Annotated in this window: 18 protein-coding genes; 15 read left to right on the top strand and 3 right to left on the bottom strand. The window is 31.4% G+C overall.

Annotated features, from left to right (window positions below):
* Nucleotides 1-9: 9 nt before the first annotated feature.
* The 9 genes from ACJAX4_RS04665 to ACJAX4_RS04625 all read left to right on the top strand — a co-directional run bounded on the left by ACJAX4_RS04665 (nt 10) and on the right by ACJAX4_RS04625 (nt 8,221).
* The gene (locus ACJAX4_RS04665) at nt 10-432 is read left to right on the top strand and encodes a hypothetical protein (RefSeq protein WP_435788295.1); all 423 of its coding nucleotides are present in this window, start codon (nt 10-12) and stop codon (nt 430-432) included.
* Between the two features lie 182 nt (nt 433-614).
* On the top strand, nt 615-1,637 hold the full coding sequence (locus ACJAX4_RS04660; protein ID WP_435788294.1) for a phosphodiester glycosidase family protein: 1,023 nt from the start codon (nt 615-617) through the stop codon (nt 1,635-1,637).
* Between the two features lie 2 nt (nt 1,638-1,639).
* On the top strand, nt 1,640-1,960 hold the full coding sequence (locus ACJAX4_RS04655) for a hypothetical protein (protein ID WP_435788293.1): 321 nt from the start codon (nt 1,640-1,642) through the stop codon (nt 1,958-1,960).
* Nucleotides 1,961-2,238: 278 nt separating this feature from the next.
* Entirely contained in the window at nt 2,239-3,630 is a 1,392-nt protein-coding gene (locus ACJAX4_RS04650) for a rhodanese-like domain-containing protein (RefSeq protein WP_435788292.1), read from the top strand.
* 111 nt (nt 3,631-3,741) lie between these two features.
* Nucleotides 3,742-4,188, top strand: coding sequence for a hypothetical protein (locus ACJAX4_RS04645; RefSeq protein ID WP_435788291.1), 447 nt, complete (start codon nt 3,742-3,744; stop codon nt 4,186-4,188).
* Nucleotides 4,189-4,220: 32 nt separating this feature from the next.
* Complete coding sequence (locus tag ACJAX4_RS04640) at nt 4,221-5,639, top strand: PH domain-containing protein (protein ID WP_435788290.1); 1,419 nt, start codon at nt 4,221-4,223, stop codon at nt 5,637-5,639.
* Nucleotides 5,640-5,700: 61 nt separating this feature from the next.
* On the top strand, nt 5,701-6,873 hold the full coding sequence (locus ACJAX4_RS04635; protein ID WP_435788317.1) for an amidohydrolase: 1,173 nt from the start codon (nt 5,701-5,703) through the stop codon (nt 6,871-6,873).
* Between the two features lie 457 nt (nt 6,874-7,330).
* Nucleotides 7,331-7,765, top strand: a complete 435-nt coding sequence (locus ACJAX4_RS04630) for a hypothetical protein (protein WP_435788289.1) — start codon at nt 7,331-7,333, stop codon at nt 7,763-7,765.
* 120 nt (nt 7,766-7,885) lie between these two features.
* Nucleotides 7,886-8,221, top strand: coding sequence for a cupin domain-containing protein (locus tag ACJAX4_RS04625; protein ID WP_435788288.1), 336 nt, complete (start codon nt 7,886-7,888; stop codon nt 8,219-8,221).
* Between the two features lie 75 nt (nt 8,222-8,296).
* On the opposite strand, the gene ACJAX4_RS04620 is transcribed toward ACJAX4_RS04625, so the two are convergent.
* Nucleotides 8,297-8,851 carry a flavodoxin family protein gene (locus tag ACJAX4_RS04620; RefSeq protein ID WP_435788287.1) on the bottom strand — a complete coding sequence of 185 codons (555 nt, stop codon included), beginning with the start codon at nt 8,849-8,851 and terminating at the stop codon, nt 8,297-8,299.
* A gap of 36 nt (nt 8,852-8,887) precedes the next feature.
* Nucleotides 8,888-9,466, bottom strand: a complete 579-nt coding sequence (locus ACJAX4_RS04615; RefSeq protein ID WP_435788286.1) for a nitroreductase family protein — start codon at nt 9,464-9,466, stop codon at nt 8,888-8,890.
* 188 nt (nt 9,467-9,654) lie between these two features.
* Here ACJAX4_RS04615 and ACJAX4_RS04610 point away from each other — a divergent pair, with 188 nt between their 5' ends.
* Nucleotides 9,655-11,235, top strand: a complete 1,581-nt coding sequence (locus ACJAX4_RS04610; protein WP_435788285.1) for a bifunctional metallophosphatase/5'-nucleotidase — start codon at nt 9,655-9,657, stop codon at nt 11,233-11,235.
* Between the two features lie 101 nt (nt 11,236-11,336).
* Here the strand turns inward: ACJAX4_RS04610 and ACJAX4_RS04605 are convergent, their stop codons facing one another.
* Nucleotides 11,337-12,815: a multicopper oxidase domain-containing protein gene (locus ACJAX4_RS04605; protein ID WP_435788284.1), complete on the bottom strand. Its 1,479-nt coding sequence runs from the start codon at nt 12,813-12,815 to the stop codon at nt 11,337-11,339.
* 277 nt (nt 12,816-13,092) lie between these two features.
* On the opposite strand from ACJAX4_RS04605, the gene ACJAX4_RS04600 reads away from it, so the two are divergent.
* The 5 genes from ACJAX4_RS04600 (at nt 13,093) to ACJAX4_RS04580 (ending at nt 17,201) form a co-directional block, all read left to right on the top strand.
* On the top strand, nt 13,093-13,410 hold the full coding sequence (locus ACJAX4_RS04600) for a DUF3784 domain-containing protein (protein WP_435788283.1): 318 nt from the start codon (nt 13,093-13,095) through the stop codon (nt 13,408-13,410).
* A gap of 50 nt (nt 13,411-13,460) precedes the next feature.
* Nucleotides 13,461-14,216: a sulfite exporter TauE/SafE family protein gene (locus tag ACJAX4_RS04595; protein ID WP_435788282.1), complete on the top strand. Its 756-nt coding sequence runs from the start codon at nt 13,461-13,463 to the stop codon at nt 14,214-14,216.
* A gap of 521 nt (nt 14,217-14,737) precedes the next feature.
* Nucleotides 14,738-15,736 carry a hypothetical protein gene (locus tag ACJAX4_RS04590; protein ID WP_435788281.1) on the top strand — a complete coding sequence of 333 codons (999 nt, stop codon included), beginning with the start codon at nt 14,738-14,740 and terminating at the stop codon, nt 15,734-15,736.
* A 21-nt stretch (nt 15,737-15,757) separates the two neighbouring features.
* On the top strand, nt 15,758-16,534 hold the full coding sequence (locus ACJAX4_RS04585; RefSeq protein WP_435788280.1) for a class I SAM-dependent methyltransferase: 777 nt from the start codon (nt 15,758-15,760) through the stop codon (nt 16,532-16,534).
* 160 nt (nt 16,535-16,694) lie between these two features.
* Nucleotides 16,695-17,201: an HIT family protein gene (locus ACJAX4_RS04580; protein WP_435788279.1), complete on the top strand. Its 507-nt coding sequence runs from the start codon at nt 16,695-16,697 to the stop codon at nt 17,199-17,201.
* Nucleotides 17,202-17,551: the final 350 nt, after the last annotated feature.

Here is a 17,551-nt window from a genome sequence, read left to right as displayed (position 1 = left end):
GGATTAATAATGATTAATAGTAGGGTTTCATCTGTTTCAATAAAAAAAATTTTAGGATGTCTCATTTTTGATGCTGCTTTAATAGTAACTTTCTTCAAAGTATTTGGTCTGTTTATAATTATTGACCCAGTTAAATCTGTCTTAATATTTATTACTTTACTTATTGGACTTATGATTCTTAATATAGAAATTGTTTTTTCAGAGATGCTATTTAAGATTACAGGAATACCTCACTGCGCCGCAAATGTAACTTTGACTGTGCTGTATGTAATTATATCTAATACTATATCTGGTTTTCTAATATCAGGAAGTATTGTTTGGTATATAGTTTGGCAATTAATTATTTTTGCGTCTTTTATTTTCTCATTTGCAGCAATTGCAACACTTTCAAATACAGCGGCAGAAGATGACCTAGATTCCACGGTGCAATGACCAAACATATAAACGTAAATAAATTGGGTGGGTGCTTAGTGCCTATCCATTATTTTTTTGTTTATTCTACTATGAAATAAATTATAACATTTAGTAATAAATATGGTAAAATAAGAACGTAAAATAAGAACGTAAACAAACGCTTATATGAGTAATCTTAGCTAAGGAAAAGGATGAGAGATATGCTAAATTCGAAAGAAACTACAAAGAAGAAAAGCAATAAGAGTAAATTTGTCTTATTATTTATTATATTTGAATTTATTTTCACAGCTGTTACAGCACCCTTTGTATTATACCATGGTCCGTTTAAAAATATAAAAACAATAGTAGTAGGCTCAGCAATGACTACTCTTACATTACAAGGGCTAGTAACATCATTTATATCAGACGAGAAAATAAAACAAATTATGAGTGAGCAAAACATAGAATCTATAACTCAAGATAACGTAGATGGCGTAAATGGTATTAAGGTAGAACACAAAAATGATAATACTATTGAGAGATATGATTTAACATGTGAAAAATTCAGAGGATATATGTTAGTAATTAAAGACCCAACTAGGATAAAAGTAGGTTTCGCAAGCATGCCTTACAAGTCAGGAGAGCCTACTAGCGAGATTGCAAAAAATAATAGAGCTATTGCTGCAATTAATGGTGGCGCATTTTTAAATGAACACTCTGAATTACCTTCCATAGAAAATGGAACAAGTCCAACTGGAATTATAATGTCTGATGGAAAGATTATTTTTAATAATATAGAAAATTATGATGAGACAAATGAAGTTATCGCATTGACTAAATCAGGAAAGCTACTAGTTGGAAGGCATAGCATTAGTGAAATGAAAATAGCTTCAGTAGAAGAAGCAGTATCTTTTGGCCCGGCGCTTATAGTTAATGGAGTAAAAGCTATAACTACTGGTGATGGTGGATGGGGGATAGCACCAAGAACAGCTATTGCACAAAAAAAAGATGGAACAATAATATTTATAGTAATTGACGGTAGACGGATAAGTAGTTTTGGAGCTACATTAAGAGAGCTGCAAGATGAGTTGTATAAATTCGGGGCTTATAATGCTGCCAATTTAGATGGAGGCTCTTCTTCTACATTATTTTATAATGATGAAGTGATAAATAATCCTTGCGGAAAATTGGGGGAGAGAAAGGTACCTTCAATTATATACGTTGAAAAAGAAAGGAAGCAATAGTAATGAGTTTTATATTTAAAAGTAGAGATATTAACCGTGGGTCAAGAAAAACCGAAATGGGGGAAATTATAAATGTTGATAGACTAATAAGAAGGGACGTAACATTTAGAATATTAAATACAACAATTATATATAATGAAGATGAAGAGTACTATTATACATTGGCGACATGCGTTAATGAGAATAGTGTAATAGAAACAATAAGCATAGAAGGATTTGAAATTCATGAAAATGTAATAGAACTTAAAGGGGCATATATTGACTATGAAGAGGTTGAAGAAGATTCAGAAGTAAATTACAATGGAACTATTTATAATTTATAATTTAGTGAATAACTTAGTTTATAAATATTAAATATAAAGAAAGCTGTGAATCTAATTCACAGCCTATTATATTAAAGTAAAGGGGGACTTCGCTTTAATGAATAATCTATTCTATATTTAAATAGTAACATAAAGTTGTTACGATACAATGTATAGAATGTTAAGTCTATGTTAATATATTTTCCAATAGAAGAGTGGGTATCTATTGAGTATACCGATATCGATTGCATATTTTGTAATTACTTGCTATAATTTTTTTGGAAGATGGAGGTATTAATATGAAGAGAATTTCTAAAATTTCTGTAACAGCACTAATAGCTATTATAACGGCAGTATCTTTTATTGGATGTTCAAGTAATAAAAGTACAAAAGATGAGACATCAAGCAATACTGAAACAAAAATTAAAATGATAAGTACGAAAGATTTACAAGGGAAATTAGGTAATGATGAATGGGTTATAGTAGATACAAGAGAAAGTGATGCTTTCAATGGATGGAAACTAGATGATGTAAAAAGAGGTGGCCATATAAAAGGAGCAACAGATTTTTCGGCAGCTTGGTTAAAAGTTGAGGATGAGAATAAGAGCAAACGAATAGATGAAGCTTTAAAAACAAAAGGTATAACTTCGGAAAAGAACATAGTGTTATACGATGCAAATGGAAAAGACTCAGGTGAAGTTGCAGATTTTCTATTGCAAAAAGGTTATAAAAACCTATATACATATGATGTTAAAGATTGGGCTAAAGATGAAAGCCTTGAAATGGCATCTTATGAAAACTATAAAATGTTAGTTTCTGCATCATGGGTTAAGGATTTAGTAGAAGATAAGAAACCAGAGACGTTTGATGGTAAAGAATTTAAAGTGTTTGAAGTTAGTTGGGGAGTAGAAGAAGAGTCTCCAGATTATCTGAAAGAGGGACACATAAAAGGTGCGGTTCATATTAATACGGACAGTGTAGAAGAAGGTCCACTTTGGAATCGTTTGTATGATGTAAAACTACAAAAATTTGCAGAGGATAACGGAATAACAACTGATACTACCGTGGTATTATACGGAACAGACTCAATGCCTTCTTTTAGAGTTGCTTCAATACTAAAGTATATGGGTGTTAAGGATGTTAGAGTATTAAACGGTGGACTTTTAAAATGGACTACAGCAGGATATGAACTAGAAAAAACGTCAAATAAAAAGTCACCTGTAGATTCATTTGGAGCAACGGTTCCTGTGAATAAAGGATATATTGTTGATTTGGCAGAGGCTAAAGAAATAATAGCAGATAAAGATGGAAGCAAATTGGTTGATATAAGAAGTTGGGAAGAGCACATAGGTGAAACTTCTGGATATGATTATATAGATCCAAAAGGACGTCCTGAAGGTTCAGTTTGGGGACATGCAGGTGTAGATAATAGTAGTTTAAATGATTATAGAAATATAGATAATACCATGCGTAATAAAGATGAGATAATTAGTATGTGGAAAGAATATGGTATCACACCAGAACAAAAATTAACATTCTTCTGTGGAACAGGATGGAGAGCAGCAGAAGTTTTAACCTATGCGGATGTTATGGGTGTCAAAAACATCTCAGTTTATGATGGTGGTTGGAATGAATGGAGTGGAAACACTGGAAATCCAGCAAATCCTATAGAACTTGGTGAACCAAAATAGTAATCAGCATTAAAGCGCAAAAGGGCACATTAGGATGTGTCACTTTTGTGCTTTAATTCTATATATCATTACTTGATTTTTAAAATATAAAGCAAGATAGGCGGTTTTAATATGGAAAAAAGAGCAGTAAATAAAATAATCATTAATTTGTTTACTACACTTCAAGTGTTTTTACTAACCATACCAATAGTGTTACAATATATATCAGATAAAAAAATGGGGGTTAATAGATATCTTGTTTTTAAAAAAATGATATTATCAAAAGATGAACTTGTTATAAAATTAGTGCTTATGCTTAAGGTTGTATTAATTTTAGGGCTTATAATTGGAATTGTTTTGTTGATATGCTATTTCATTAAAAAATCAAATATACTCTTAGTTAAAAGTATAATAAAGATAATTATATTAAATTCCATAGGAATATGTTTCACTTTTTTAGATGAATTTGAAGGATTACTCACATATCACTTTTTTTTAACAGCTATTTTTTTAATTATTGTTCTACAATGTTTGAAACTCATTTTAAATTTGACGAATATTACCCGGAAAATATCTTAAAAGTATTATTAATGAGGTTAGGAGAATAATATATGGAACAATTAAAACATTCACATAAATTTATGATATTTTCAATAATTTTTAAATTTTTAATACATATGATAATTCCGTTTATTATATTTGTAGTAGGAATGGGTTCAGTAGATTTGAAATTCTCCCAAAAGTATGGAGGGGATTTTGCAGTAGGAACAGGTGTAATTGCTACTGTTGTAGTTATTATTTTAGCTATAGTAAAATGGAGCAAAAATAAATATAGCCTTGTGGATGATGTGATGACTATAGAATATGGAGTCTTTATAACACATGAGAGAATAGTACCTTTATCACAAATGCTAAGTGCGGATATATCGTCCTCATTAATTCAAAGATTATTTAATGTGTGTAGGATTGAAATTGATACTGCTAGGGGAGAGGAAAGGTCTGAAATATACTTCTTTCTATCTAAGCAAGAAGCAGTAAAAATAAAGAATACTATATTTAGGGCAAATGAAAATAGTGTTGAAGTACAAATAATAGAAGGAACACCTATAAAAAAATTCGAATGTTCACTAAGAGACTTATTTGTTTCGACAACAATGTCTAGTCGTATTTTAGCAGGAGTTTTTATAATTATAGAAGGTTACTTTAAGATAGAAGATTTAGTACCTAAAGTGTTTATGAAAAGGGCTCAAGTATTTGGTGTAGATACGATTAAAGGGGTTAATGCTTCAAGCACAATAAGATATAAGATAGCAATCATTTTTATCATAATGTTTATTTCTGGGATGGTATCTGTTATTGCAAATATAATAAAATATTATAAATTTACAGTTATAAGACAAGAGGATAATATTAAATTATCTTATGGATTGTTTGATAAAAAAGAAGTGTGTATTCCAGTAAAACAAATTCAAAGCACAACAATAGTTGAGGGATTTACCAAAAAACCATTATGGTATTTTTCTTTAAAAGTTAACACGATAGGCAATGGAGAAAATGGAGGTGGAAGCATAATGATTTGTCCTAATGCTAAAGTAGGGGTACTTAATAAGTTTTTCCAGGATATTTTACCTGAAATGAATATAAGTTATGATTTAATAAAGTCTCCTAGAAAAGCTTTGTTTGGATTTTTATTAGTAAGAGTATTAATTTACTCGATAGTTATCTCTTTAATAGCTATGTATGTACCTTATGGATATTATGTATTTTTGTTATTGCCTATTTTAGTGATATGGAACTATGTAAGCTTTAATGATAATGGAATATATTGGGGTGATCATTTTGTTATAATGAGATATAGAAAGTTATCAAGAAAAACAATCATAATAAATAAGGAATGTATTAAGTCTATTGATAAAGAACAAAGCTATTTTCAAAAGAAAAAATCTATTTGTAAATATGAAGTAACTATAACTGGAGATAATTTTGGTAAATCATACAGTGTTGGTTATGTTAATAGTAGACGCACCTAGAGATGCGCTACATCCTAAAAATAATATCTTAAAGGAGCGTCTACAAATGGTTGATATTGCAATGAATAATAAAAAATTATTAGAAGTTATTAGCAAATTAAAGGAAGAACTTATTGAGGTGCGTCATGAGTTTCATAAGCACCCAGAACTTTCGAATGAGGAAATTAAAACAACTGAAACTTTGTGTAAACTGCTAACCTCAGTTGGAATTCGGGTGCTTGATCTTCCACTAAAAACGGGACTTGTTGCAGAGGTATCAGGAAAGAAAGAAGGACCTATTATAGCAATCCGAGGCGATATTGATGCATTACCTATTATGGAAGAAACAGAGTTAGATTATAAATCTGAATTTTCGGGGAAAATGCATGCATGTGGTCACGATTTTCACACAACAGCTATTTTAGGTGCAGCTTACTTATTAAAACAAAAGGAATCTACATTACCTGGAACGGTTCGTTTTATATTTCAACCAGCTGAAGAGAACGCACATGGTGCAGAAGAGATCTTAGCAACTGGAGTTTTAACAGATGTAAAAGCAATCTTTGGACTTCATAGTGCGCCTGATTTAAAATCGGGTAGTTTCGGAACACATGTCGGTCCTTTGACATCAGCAGTTGATCGCTTTGAAATTGAAATTACTGGAGTAGGAACACATGCATCATCACCAGAAAAGGGGGTAGATCCGATTATTGTTGCAGCTCATATAATTACGGCACTACAAACAATAGTTAGTCGTAATGTAAATGCCTTCGATCAAGCATTAGTTAGTGTCACACACCTTAACAGTGGGAATACGTGGAATGTAATTCCTACTACAGCTTATCTTGAGGGAACAGTGAGAACGCTAAGGGCTGAAACTCGGGAGCTTATTCCTAAAAGGATGCTACAGATAATTAAAGGAATTGCTGACTCATTTGGTGCAACAGCAGAGTTTAAATGGCATTCAGGTCCACCAGCTACAAATAACACCAAAGAGTGGACGGATGTTGCTTTAGACGTAGCAAAAGAACAAGGATATGAAATTAAAGAACTTCCATCATCACTTATTGGTGAGGATTTTGCATATTATCAGCAGAGGATACCAGGTGCATTTATCAAAATAGGGACAGGTGGGCAATATTCACTTCATCATCCGAAATTTACAGTAGATGATGAGGCACTTGTACCAAGTGCCAAATATTTTGCGGAGTTAGCTCAGCGTGCATTGGATGTTTTGATAGAAAAAAAGGTCTAAAGGAATGCTAACGCATAAAGCCACTATCCATTAAGGATAGTGGCTTTATTAAATTTAATTACAATCTTGTAAAATTTAGAAAGAATTTAATTAACCACTTAACTGTCATACCTACGAAAGCGTTGAAACCAATGGATTTTATAGTGTTAAGTACAGTTAAAAATGCTAGAGTAAACTTTGATAAAAATACAAATTCATACTATAATATAGTTATAATAGATTTGAAATTTATAGAGATATTAATGTGAGACATAGATTATTTAACTTCAGGGGGAGAGGATAGCTATATGGAATATATACGATATACAACATGATCAGAGTAAATAAAAACACATATCCCAAGTGGATTATTGTACTTATAACAACATGTGGCATGGCCTTATTCATTCTATTTCCATTGATGAGTATGAGTTCCTTGTATTATAGTATTACACTAAATTTTACACTGATGATTTGGATGTCGATAGTAGTAACGCTACTTAGACCAGAGCTTACATCATCTTTTTTCGATAGTCACCGCATGGAAAAAGAAGGAAAAATGTACAAGCACCTGGGTGTCCATTTTTTTAGAGAATTACTATTATTAAGTGGTTGGGAGAAAAGTAGGATAAAAGAGACACCTATTAGAAAGTCACTTATTATATTAGAATATTATGAGTACAGGACAAGGGCCTCTGAATTTGGACATTCTATAATAGCTATTATAATCATTTTCATTAGTATATATGTCTGTGTTGCTTTTTCATTTAAGGAGACAATATGGTTAATAATTCTTAATATATTTATGAACATATACCCTATTATGACCCAACGTTATAATCGTCCACGTGTACGTAGGGTGATTAAAAAACTTAAATTAAGATATTATAATGTTGCGTACAGAAATTGGTAATGCAATTGGTTAAATTAAGGGTAACAGTAGAAAATCATCATTAGGTATCTTAAGTTACGGATGTTTAACGTTAAATGAGTTATACTATAAATAATAAATATTATCTTAGGAGGTAACAACATGAAAAACTTAATTAAAAATATAGAATTCTCAAAAACAATTAATCTAAAGGACTTAATAACTTATCAGGAGGGTCAGGTTATAAGTAGAACTATTTCTCAGACGCCTACTGTGAGTATTTCATTATTCTCATTAGATAAAGGAGAAGGTATCAGCAGCCACATAACTCCTGGAGATGCTATGGTTCAAGTATTAGATGGTGAGGTGGAAATTACAATAGGTGATGATATCTTTACTGTTAAAGAAGGTGAGACAATAATAATGCCTTCTAATGTTCCTCACGGACTTGAGGCCCGCGAAAGATTCCAAATGCTTTTAACTGTAATAAAAGGATAAATAAATCAAGTGATAGTAAAATTAATAAGGCATTCAATCTTTATGATTGAATGCCTTATTTGTATGAATGTTTATTTATAATTTTAGGCTTTGCACCATGCTTTTTGCGGCTTCTCTTATGGTAGTTAATTTGTAGTCTTTACTTATTTTTGTAACCCCAATAAAATCATATTTTACACCTTTAATGTGGTCTACAAATCTTTCAAAGGAACTAAGACAGGAAATGCATCCGTTACCAGTACCGCCTGGAGCAGCAACACTTATAAAAGGTTTGCCAGCCAAAATGTTTTTATCTCCATTTGTTGCTTCATTTCTTCTAAGCCTATCAGTAAATGCTTTAAGGGATTCACTCATATCTCCCCAGTAAACAGGTGTTATAATTATATAACCATCTGCATCACGCATTGATGCGTGTAGCTTTTGAAAATCATCTTGCACTTGACAGGTATGTTCAGTACGGCATGTACCCCATCCATTTCCACAAGCATGACAAGATGGAATATTTAATGTGTTAAGATTTACTACTGAAGCAATAGCAGAGCCCATTTCTACCCCTACTTTTGACGCTAACGCACATGCGGCTGTTAATCCATCAGTATTAGGACTTGAAGTTATTATCATTATGTTCATTAAAACCCCTCCATTTAAACTTGTTTTATTTTTCGTCTAATTGTTATTGTCTAAAATTATTTCATCTAACGCTCTTTTAGGTACATGGTGGATCTGTTTTTCATCTCTCCAGTACTTAATATCAGTAGGTAAACTCATTTTCTCAATAACAATGGCTTCTTTAGGTTTTCCTAAAGCTATGACTAAGTTAATTTCAAAATTTTCATCTAAGTTAAGTACAGAAGCTAGTTCGACTTTATTAATATTGCCGAGCATGCAACCACCTAAACCTTCTTCTACAGCTCCTAGTAGCATGCTTTGAGCTGATATACCTGTATCCAAAGATGGTTTTTGGCTAATAGTGAAATCATTAAGCATAATTATATATGCGCTTGGTTTTTCACCTTCGATTGGACCATTCCAATCTTTTAGATAACCAGCCCATCCCAGTGTTTTAAATATACTCTCATTTTTAACAGAGTCATTTGATATAATATACTTCAATGGTTGAAGGTTTGCAGCTGAAGCCGATAACCTAGCAAGCTCAATTAGTTCTTTTAAAGTACTTAATTCTATTACTTCATTTTGATAAAATTTTCTGTATGATCTGTTTTTTAAAACCAAATCTTTAATCATTTTGCACCTCCATAAAATCAAACCCATCTGGTACAGTATAGTCAAAATAAAAATATATTTCAACTAAAGTATCTAATAATAGTGGAAATTGAATTTTTAATAATAAATATGGTAAAATAAAGGAAGGATATAATTGATTTGATAGCTAATCATAGAACATTACTTATATTTTGATTGGAGAGTGCAAAATGTGCATTAACGAGAAATTTCTACTAACAATATTAGAAACCAGCGATGTTCATGGATATGTATTACCTATAAATTATTCGGATAATTCCTATGTAAACTGTGGACTTGCAGCTTTATCTAATATAATTACCAAAGAGCGAAAAAAAAATAAGAATACATTACTTATAGATAATGGAGATATGCTTCAAGGTACGGCCCTTACATATTTTCATGCTAAAATAAATAATAATATGTCAAATCCAATGATTGAAGCTATGAATATTATGGGATTCGATGCCGCCGTAATTGGCAATCATGAATTTAATTACGGTAGGGATTATTTAGATAATGCAATTGAAGCTTCAAATTTCCCATGGCTGTGCTCTAATATAACTAAAAGAACCACTGGGGAAAGCTTTACGAAGAAGCCTTATATTGTTAAAACCTTTGGTAATGGATTGAAAGTAGGTATTTTGGGATTAACCACAAAGTATATTCCTAACTGGGAAAATCGCGAAACGATAAAGGACTTAAATTTTGAAGATGTAGTAGAGAGTGCAAACAAATGGATCGAAATAATGAAAAATAAAGAGGCTACGGACATAAACATAGTGTCCTATCATGGTGGGTTTGAAAGAAATTTAGAAACAGGAGTGCCATCGGAAACACTCACAGGAGAAAATCAAGGATACGCATTATGCAAAGAAGTAAATAATATAGATGTACTCCTAACGGGGCATCAACATAGAGTTATACAGAATGTACTTATAAATGGTGTGTTAGTTTTGCAACCAGGGTTCAACGGTAATTGTATTGGAAAAGTTACAATTGAACTTACTAAAAGCTCTGGCAAATGGTGTATAACTAATAAGGCATCGAAAGTTATTGATGCAGATGCGACTAAGACAAATAAAAGAATTTTGGATTCTATAAGTATCACAGAAAGCAAGGCACAAGATTGGCTTGATATTCCTATTGGACATATAGAAGGCGACATGGTTATTAAAGATCATTTAGAGACAAGGCTTAAAGATAATGCTTATACTGAATTTATAAACAATGTTCAGATGGAAGCAGCAAAGGTTGATATATCTTGTACTGCTATTTTTGATAATAACTGCAAGGGATTTAATCATAATGTTACAATGCGTGATATCATATCAAATTACAAATACCCAAACACACTAAAGGTAATTAGTTTAAAAGGTGCTGATATAAAAGCAGCTCTAGAAAAAACTGCACAATATTTTAGTATAATTAATGGGGTAATAGAGGTAAGTAAGGCTGAAAATCATCTTAAACTTCAACATTATAATTATGATATGTGGGAAGGAATAGATTATGTTATAGATATTTCAAAACCTATAAATTCGAGAGTTATAAAAATTAATTATAAAAACCACCCTCTTGACATGGATGAGGACTATGCTGTGGTAATGAATAATTATAGGGCAGGTGGCGGTGGTGATTATTTGATGTTTAAGGGGAAAACTGTCCTTAAAGATATCCCCATGGATGTAGCTGAACTGATTGCAAATTATATTATTGAAAGAAAAACAGTTAAGGTAACGGTGAATGATAATTGGAAAGTTATATACTAGGTAAATGTATCTTATACCATAAAAGAGAGAAAGAGTGATAGATAAATTTGACTATCACCCTTCTCTCTTTTAGTTCTTTCAAACTCTGCATTTATACTAATTCAATCTTTGTCCCAATCATACCAATCATCATACCAATCATCAGGATGATGTTTTTTTTCACACTTTGTCTCTGGAGCATCTGTTTGAATATAGGTCATTTGTCCACCTGGATACACTCCATTGTTAGTAACTTTATAGTCATCATGATTGTGCATAGGATAGAATTGTGGAAAAAAGTTGTCATTAACAGCTGAAGGTTCATCGCAGATATCTACATAATTTACCGTATTTATATCATTAATGTTGACAGGTTCAGTTGGTATATTAGCTACTGCGTCCGGGTCTATATTCTTTATTTTATGCAGTTGCTTACACAAGGATGGTATATGATTTTGACCATTTACAATATAGTTTCTATATTGTGGACTTTTATCTTCCGCTTCTAGTAATAGGTCAAATGTTTCTCCTGAACCTATGGTAGAAGTAAAGCCCCTTTGAAGCCCCTCATGTTCTTTCAGGCCCAGTTTTTCAGATATCTTTAGAAATGGACTTGGATCCGCATCCTTACCTATTACTGAAAAATGCCATCCGTGTATATGCCACGGTACAACTTGATAACCGATATTAATCATTCTAAGAAGGAACATTTCTCCCGTTTTTACATGCACATAGGATTCGTAGTTAAGCTGAGATATATCCTTATTACTGCATGTAGCCTCAGTTAAGGGATGTGGAAGTAAAGTATCTGGGAAGGCACGACCATTTACAAGCCAAAAGTCAGGTCTATAATCTACTGGATTAAAACTACCACCAGTCTCAACGCTATCATGCCATCTAGTATCTATATCAGAAAGCAACATGATATATTCCTTGTCAGAATAAGAATGTATATCATTGTACGCGAAATTTCTATTTGTGGCAGTTTTGGAAATATGGGTTTGTAGTTTTCCGTTGTATTCCCAGTTTCCATTACATGATTTTTTAATTCCAGCCAATGCAAGGCTTTTAATGGAAGGATAGACAACAAGTGCTCCGTACATGCCCATCTGAATATGCTCAGATGCTTCAATATGACAGTGATACATATAGGTTCCTGGATGTTCCATATCAAAAATATAAGTTGCCACTGGTGGCGCTTTCTCAAAATCCATCCACATAGGAACTGCGAAGGATGTTTCTGGGAAACCATCTACCTGAGTAGCTACATGTGCACCATGCATATGCACGGTGTGTGTATCCATAATACCTGAGGTAGGCATGCCTAAATTTATTAAAGTTACATATACTGTATCATTTATTTCTCCCCAAACGATTGGCGAAGGTATGGTGGCTGTTCCTATTAATGTTTCAAATTTTGGCCAATTAGAAGGACGTGTCCAATCTAAGTCTTCATTCACTACTTTATCATTTACCTTAAACAATCCACCAACAAAACCAAATACATACACTTTCCTAGTTTCTACTTGCGGTAAGTCGGCAGAAGTAGGAAGTTCTATGAAACCGTCAGTGGCAGCAAGCACATAATGTCTAACACTCATTTTTCAATCACCCCTTTATATTTAATTTTGATGTATATTAAAATATATATAATAGTTTGTATTCAAATTAAGCACTACTTAATACATATAGTTATATCGCTAGTTCATAATATGACAGATAGGTTAGAAACGATACGGAATTCAAGTATCATAAATTGATAATAGCCTGTTATAACTAGCGAATACATATATCATGTAGGAGGTACTAACTAGCTCAATAGATGTAAATGTGATAGAATGGAATATAATCTTTTAGACAATGTAAGGGGGTTTATTTATGAAAATATCAATATTTATTATGCCTGCAATATTAATTATAATAGGTGCATTTATACGAACAGGTAAAGGAAGTTTTTTAATTGCGGGATACAATACTTCTACAAAACAACAGAAAGAAAAATATGATGAAGTGGCTTTATGTAAGTTTGTTAGTAATATATTATTTTTTATAGCAGTTATAACGTTTATATATCTAATAGGAAGAACATATGATATAACATTTATACGGATATTGGCTATGGCAACACTTATCATTACAGTAATTAGAGCATCTATGTATGCGAATACTGGAAATAAATTTTTAAAGAAAAAATAACTCAGAATCAAGATGTGAGTTTTATTTATAAAACAAAAGGGAGTGAAAAAATGGGTATCATTAATTCCTTTGATTTATCAACATGGCAATGGGCATGGATAATAATTTCAGCATTCTTAGTTGGATTTTCAAAGACTGGAATTAGTGGTTTTATGATGCCTGTTATACCAATCATTGCTAGCGTATTTGGAGGAAAAGAATCTACTGGGGTCATTCTTCCACTATTATTAATAGGGGATGTTTTTGCACTGTACTATTATAATAGACATGCGAAATGGAACAATATAAAAAAGCTTTTGCCATGGACATTCATAGGGCTAGTATTTGGTGTTATAGTCGGAAATTACATTAATGACAAACAATTTAAGATGGTTATATCTATTTCAGTTTTAATTTGCTTATTCACTTTAATTTATACTCAAAAGAAAGGCGAAAGTCTTAAAATTCCAACAAATAGATGGTTTTATGCTCTAGCTGGTATTGCTACCGGGTTTACATCCATGATTGGTAATGCAGCAGGACCTATATTCAGTATATATTTGTTTACAATGAATTTTAAGAAAAATGATTTTATGGGAACGAAAGCTTGGTTTTTCTTCCTTATCAATTTATCCAAAATGCCATTACAAATTTTCTTTTGGCATAATATTTCCGTGAAAACAATTATTCTTAGTATTGGTATGATACCAGCAATTGCAGTAGGTGCATTACTAGGGATGATGATAATTAAAAGGTTAAATGAAAAATACTTTCGATATGTTATTATAGGAATGACAGGTATAGCTGCAGTAAAGCTATTGATATAGAATTAAGATAAAGCAAGCGAGGAGGCATCACTGCAATTATAGCCGTGAGCATAACGTTATTATGGGAATACAAAACATTAGCTCGATACAGGTATGCTTGACATATGTTTATTTAATCGTAATTATTGGTATAATGTTATTGAAAAGCTTTTATTAAAAGACTATGAGAATCTTGGTATGATGGATAAGCATTTATTTAATGTATATCCATTTATTTTTTTTGCCGATTTTGAATTGCTAAACAAGTAAAATGATTTAGTTAGATTTTTAGAGAGATAGTTTTTATAAATTTTGATTGATAGACAATTTTATACTATAATATATATATTAGTAAATTTTCCTTTAGGGGGATGAAATAATATAATGAAAATTTTATTTTTAGAGAAGTTGAACTAATGAAAATAATTGCTGGTGTACTTTTAATTAAAAGAAAGCCCTTTGGTGCAAATTTTAATGTTCACTAAACAATTGTAAGTTATAATTTAAATAAAGATTAAGTTATAAGATGGGGTGGAATTGATATGAAGAGAATTTTCTTAGGATTACTGGGACTTATAGTAGTAATTATCATAGGGTTATTCATCAATAATCGGATAATGGCGGCAAAATATAGTAAGGTTTCTACTAATGCAGCAATTCTAAGCGATGAAGAAATAGAAGAAGTTAATGAAGTGTATACTTTTCTTAACGATAATGGGGAGGAAATCTTCCAAGGATTTAATGGGAAAGATATTGATTTAATCATATATAATGATTCTTATGAGTTTTTATTAAGTAATAATGAAAATAACAATGAATGGGAGCCTATAGGGAAGAATGATGAATTAAATAAGAATGTATATAGAAGAAATGCAAATAATCCTCAAGCATTTGCAGTATATGTGAATGATAGATGGGTTGGTAGTATGTCTACCATAAATAGTTTTAATAAAAGATTTACAAAAAATACAGGATATTTATTTCCACCTCAGATAGTAATGCTTGACCAAGAGCATTATAGAGGGGTAGTGATTCATGAGATGCTTCATGCCTTTCAAGGAAAGAATAATGATTTAAGAGTTAGAAATACGAAATCATTAGACGGGATTTGTTCCAATTATTATGACAATAATAAATTTAATGAATTAATGATTGAAGAAGGATATTATTTAGAGCATGCTATAAAAACTACAAATAAAGAAGCTATTATTGAATATGCCAAAGGGTTTATTGATACTAGGCAAAAGAGAAGAATTGAATGCAATATGAGTAAGATAGAAATTGAAAATGAAGCAGACTTTGAATGGTTGGAAGGGTTGGCTAGATATGCAGAGTATAAGTCTTCTACTAATTCAAAAAGTTTAGTTAGAAAAAATATGGACAAAATAGAACAAAAAGTTAAAATTAAGCAAGATGATAGATATTATAGTTTAGGAATGGCAGAGGCCTTAGTACTTGATAAATTACAGAAAGACTGGAAAGATGAGATGTTCGATAAAGATTTTTCATTAGAAAATAAGATAGAACAATTTGTAAAGTAACGAACTGGAGGTGTGTATAATATGAGCAACTGGACTACAACAACGGATGAGAGTAAAAAAAGATGGGAAACTAATGCTGACTTTTGGGATGAAAAAATGGGTGAACATAGCAATACATTTCATAGAGAAATTATCAGACCATCAACAGAGGTATTATTAGAAATAAATGAAGGAGAAGAGATATTAGATATAGCTTGCGGTAACGGTAATTTTTCAAAACGATTGGTTGATTTAGGCGCTAAAGTAATTGCATTTGATTACAGCGAAAATTTAATAGAAAATGCTAAAAAAAGGTGTGCCTCGTATTTAGATAATATTAAATTTAAAGTAATAGATGCAACAAACTATAACCAGCTTATTGAACTTGGGTGTGAATGTTTCGATAAATCTGTAGCTAACATGGCTTTAATGGACATTGCTAATATTAATCCATTGTTTAATGCAGTTTATAAATTACTAAAGCCTAATGGAGTATTTGTGTTTTCTATTATCCACCCATGTTTTCAAACCCCGGGAATGAGAAAAATTGTTGAAACAGAGGAGTCAGGTGGAAAGGTAGAAATTAGAAATGCTGTCCAGATATTTAAATATATAACTCCTAAATGTTATGAAGGAAATGCAATAGGAGGACAACCGGTTCTACAATTGTATTATCATAGACCTCTATCAGACCTACTTGAACAAAGTTTTAGAGCTGGGTTTGTAGTTACAGGCGTTAAAGAACCCGTTTTTAACACAGATAAAACAGAGTGGAATGAGATACCTCCTGTACTTATTATTAGGTTACGAAAGAATTAAGAATTTTAAAATATTTGCATAATTTTAGTTGAAGTCCTTTGTTGTGTATAGGGGATTTTCTATGTGTGGGGGCATCGGGTTTTCAGAGTTAAAGCTAAAGGCAATTTTAGAATGAATAGATTGAACAATTTGTTAATGATATGAAAAGGGTGGGGTTAAAATGTACGTTAAACAATTGACAGAAAGCGAAGAAAAAGAACTAAATCAAAGATCTGAAAAGATAAAAGAATTACAAGAAAAAGGTATATGCTTCGGTTGTTATAACTTTAATACAGGAGATATATTCCCAGATGAAGGTTTAATTTTTTACGAGGATGAAAAGGTAAGATGTCAATTTGAAAAATATCCAAGAGCAACTGGACAGACAATTATTGTATCAAGGGAACATTATGAAGATATTTCTGAAATGCCTCTTGAATTAGGAACACATATATTAAAAATATCAGATGCAATAATTAAACTTCATAAAGAAATTATTGGTGCAGAAAAAGTGTATATGTGTACAATATGTGATGGTAAAAGGAATCATTTACATTTTCAACTTTTACCACGTTTAAAAGGAGAGTCGAGAGGCTATGGAAATTTTGTCAGAGATGAAGGAATTATTATGGATTATCATGAAACAGTAGAACTGTATAAGAGTAAAATGAAAGAAATTATACTATAGGTCAGGAATCGTAGGAATATCTTTTATTAGCATAAGCATATTAGGATTATGGTGGAGTCCAAAAGTTTATATATTAGCAGCTATGATTTCAGGAGCATCCCACTATATATTTTCTCTCCTATGTATGAAATATGTTAAACCAAAAGCAAAAGTCTACTTATAAATTTTTGCTTTTACATTTCAACTATTTAAAACGAATAACTCATTAAAGTTTAGTAAATTGGCCATGGACGCAAAAGTATATGGACAATAATATTGATAAACTGAGTAGTCACGGAAACTAATATGTAAAACTTAAATTTGTATAGAATCATTATAGCGCTATAAATTTTATGTTCAGAGAGTAGTTA

It is taken from the genome of Clostridium sp. (assembly GCF_051278035.1).
Taxonomy (GTDB): domain Bacteria; phylum Bacillota; class Clostridia; order Clostridiales; family Clostridiaceae; genus Clostridium_AD.
Note: the sequence above shows the minus strand (reverse complement) of the source record. Positions and strands in the feature narration are given on the sequence as shown.

Coding starts and splice junctions, on each gene's coding strand:
- ACJAX4_RS04585 (WP_435788280.1), top strand. CDS start 15,758: ATGAGCAACTGGACTACAACAACGGATGAGAGTAAAAAAAGATGGGAA.
- ACJAX4_RS04610 (WP_435788285.1), top strand. CDS start 9,655: ATGTGCATTAACGAGAAATTTCTACTAACAATATTAGAAACCAGCGAT.
- ACJAX4_RS04595 (WP_435788282.1), top strand. CDS start 13,461: ATGGGTATCATTAATTCCTTTGATTTATCAACATGGCAATGGGCATGG.
- ACJAX4_RS04580 (WP_435788279.1), top strand. CDS start 16,695: ATGTACGTTAAACAATTGACAGAAAGCGAAGAAAAAGAACTAAATCAA.
- ACJAX4_RS04645 (WP_435788291.1), top strand. CDS start 3,742: ATGGAAAAAAGAGCAGTAAATAAAATAATCATTAATTTGTTTACTACA.
- ACJAX4_RS04650 (WP_435788292.1), top strand. CDS start 2,239: ATGAAGAGAATTTCTAAAATTTCTGTAACAGCACTAATAGCTATTATA.
- ACJAX4_RS04615 (WP_435788286.1), bottom strand. CDS start 9,466: ATGATTAAAGATTTGGTTTTAAAAAACAGATCATACAGAAAATTTTAT.
- ACJAX4_RS04655 (WP_435788293.1), top strand. CDS start 1,640: ATGAGTTTTATATTTAAAAGTAGAGATATTAACCGTGGGTCAAGAAAA.
- ACJAX4_RS04605 (WP_435788284.1), bottom strand. CDS start 12,815: ATGAGTGTTAGACATTATGTGCTTGCTGCCACTGACGGTTTCATAGAA.
- ACJAX4_RS04600 (WP_435788283.1), top strand. CDS start 13,093: ATGAAAATATCAATATTTATTATGCCTGCAATATTAATTATAATAGGT.
- ACJAX4_RS04640 (WP_435788290.1), top strand. CDS start 4,221: ATGGAACAATTAAAACATTCACATAAATTTATGATATTTTCAATAATT.
- ACJAX4_RS04660 (WP_435788294.1), top strand. CDS start 615: ATGCTAAATTCGAAAGAAACTACAAAGAAGAAAAGCAATAAGAGTAAA.
- ACJAX4_RS04590 (WP_435788281.1), top strand. CDS start 14,738: ATGAAGAGAATTTTCTTAGGATTACTGGGACTTATAGTAGTAATTATC.
- ACJAX4_RS04635 (WP_435788317.1), top strand. CDS start 5,701: ATGAATAATAAAAAATTATTAGAAGTTATTAGCAAATTAAAGGAAGAA.
- ACJAX4_RS04620 (WP_435788287.1), bottom strand. CDS start 8,851: ATGAACATAATGATAATAACTTCAAGTCCTAATACTGATGGATTAACA.
- ACJAX4_RS04630 (WP_435788289.1), top strand. CDS start 7,331: ATGTCGATAGTAGTAACGCTACTTAGACCAGAGCTTACATCATCTTTT.
- ACJAX4_RS04625 (WP_435788288.1), top strand. CDS start 7,886: ATGAAAAACTTAATTAAAAATATAGAATTCTCAAAAACAATTAATCTA.
- ACJAX4_RS04665 (WP_435788295.1), top strand. CDS start 10: ATGATTAATAGTAGGGTTTCATCTGTTTCAATAAAAAAAATTTTAGGA.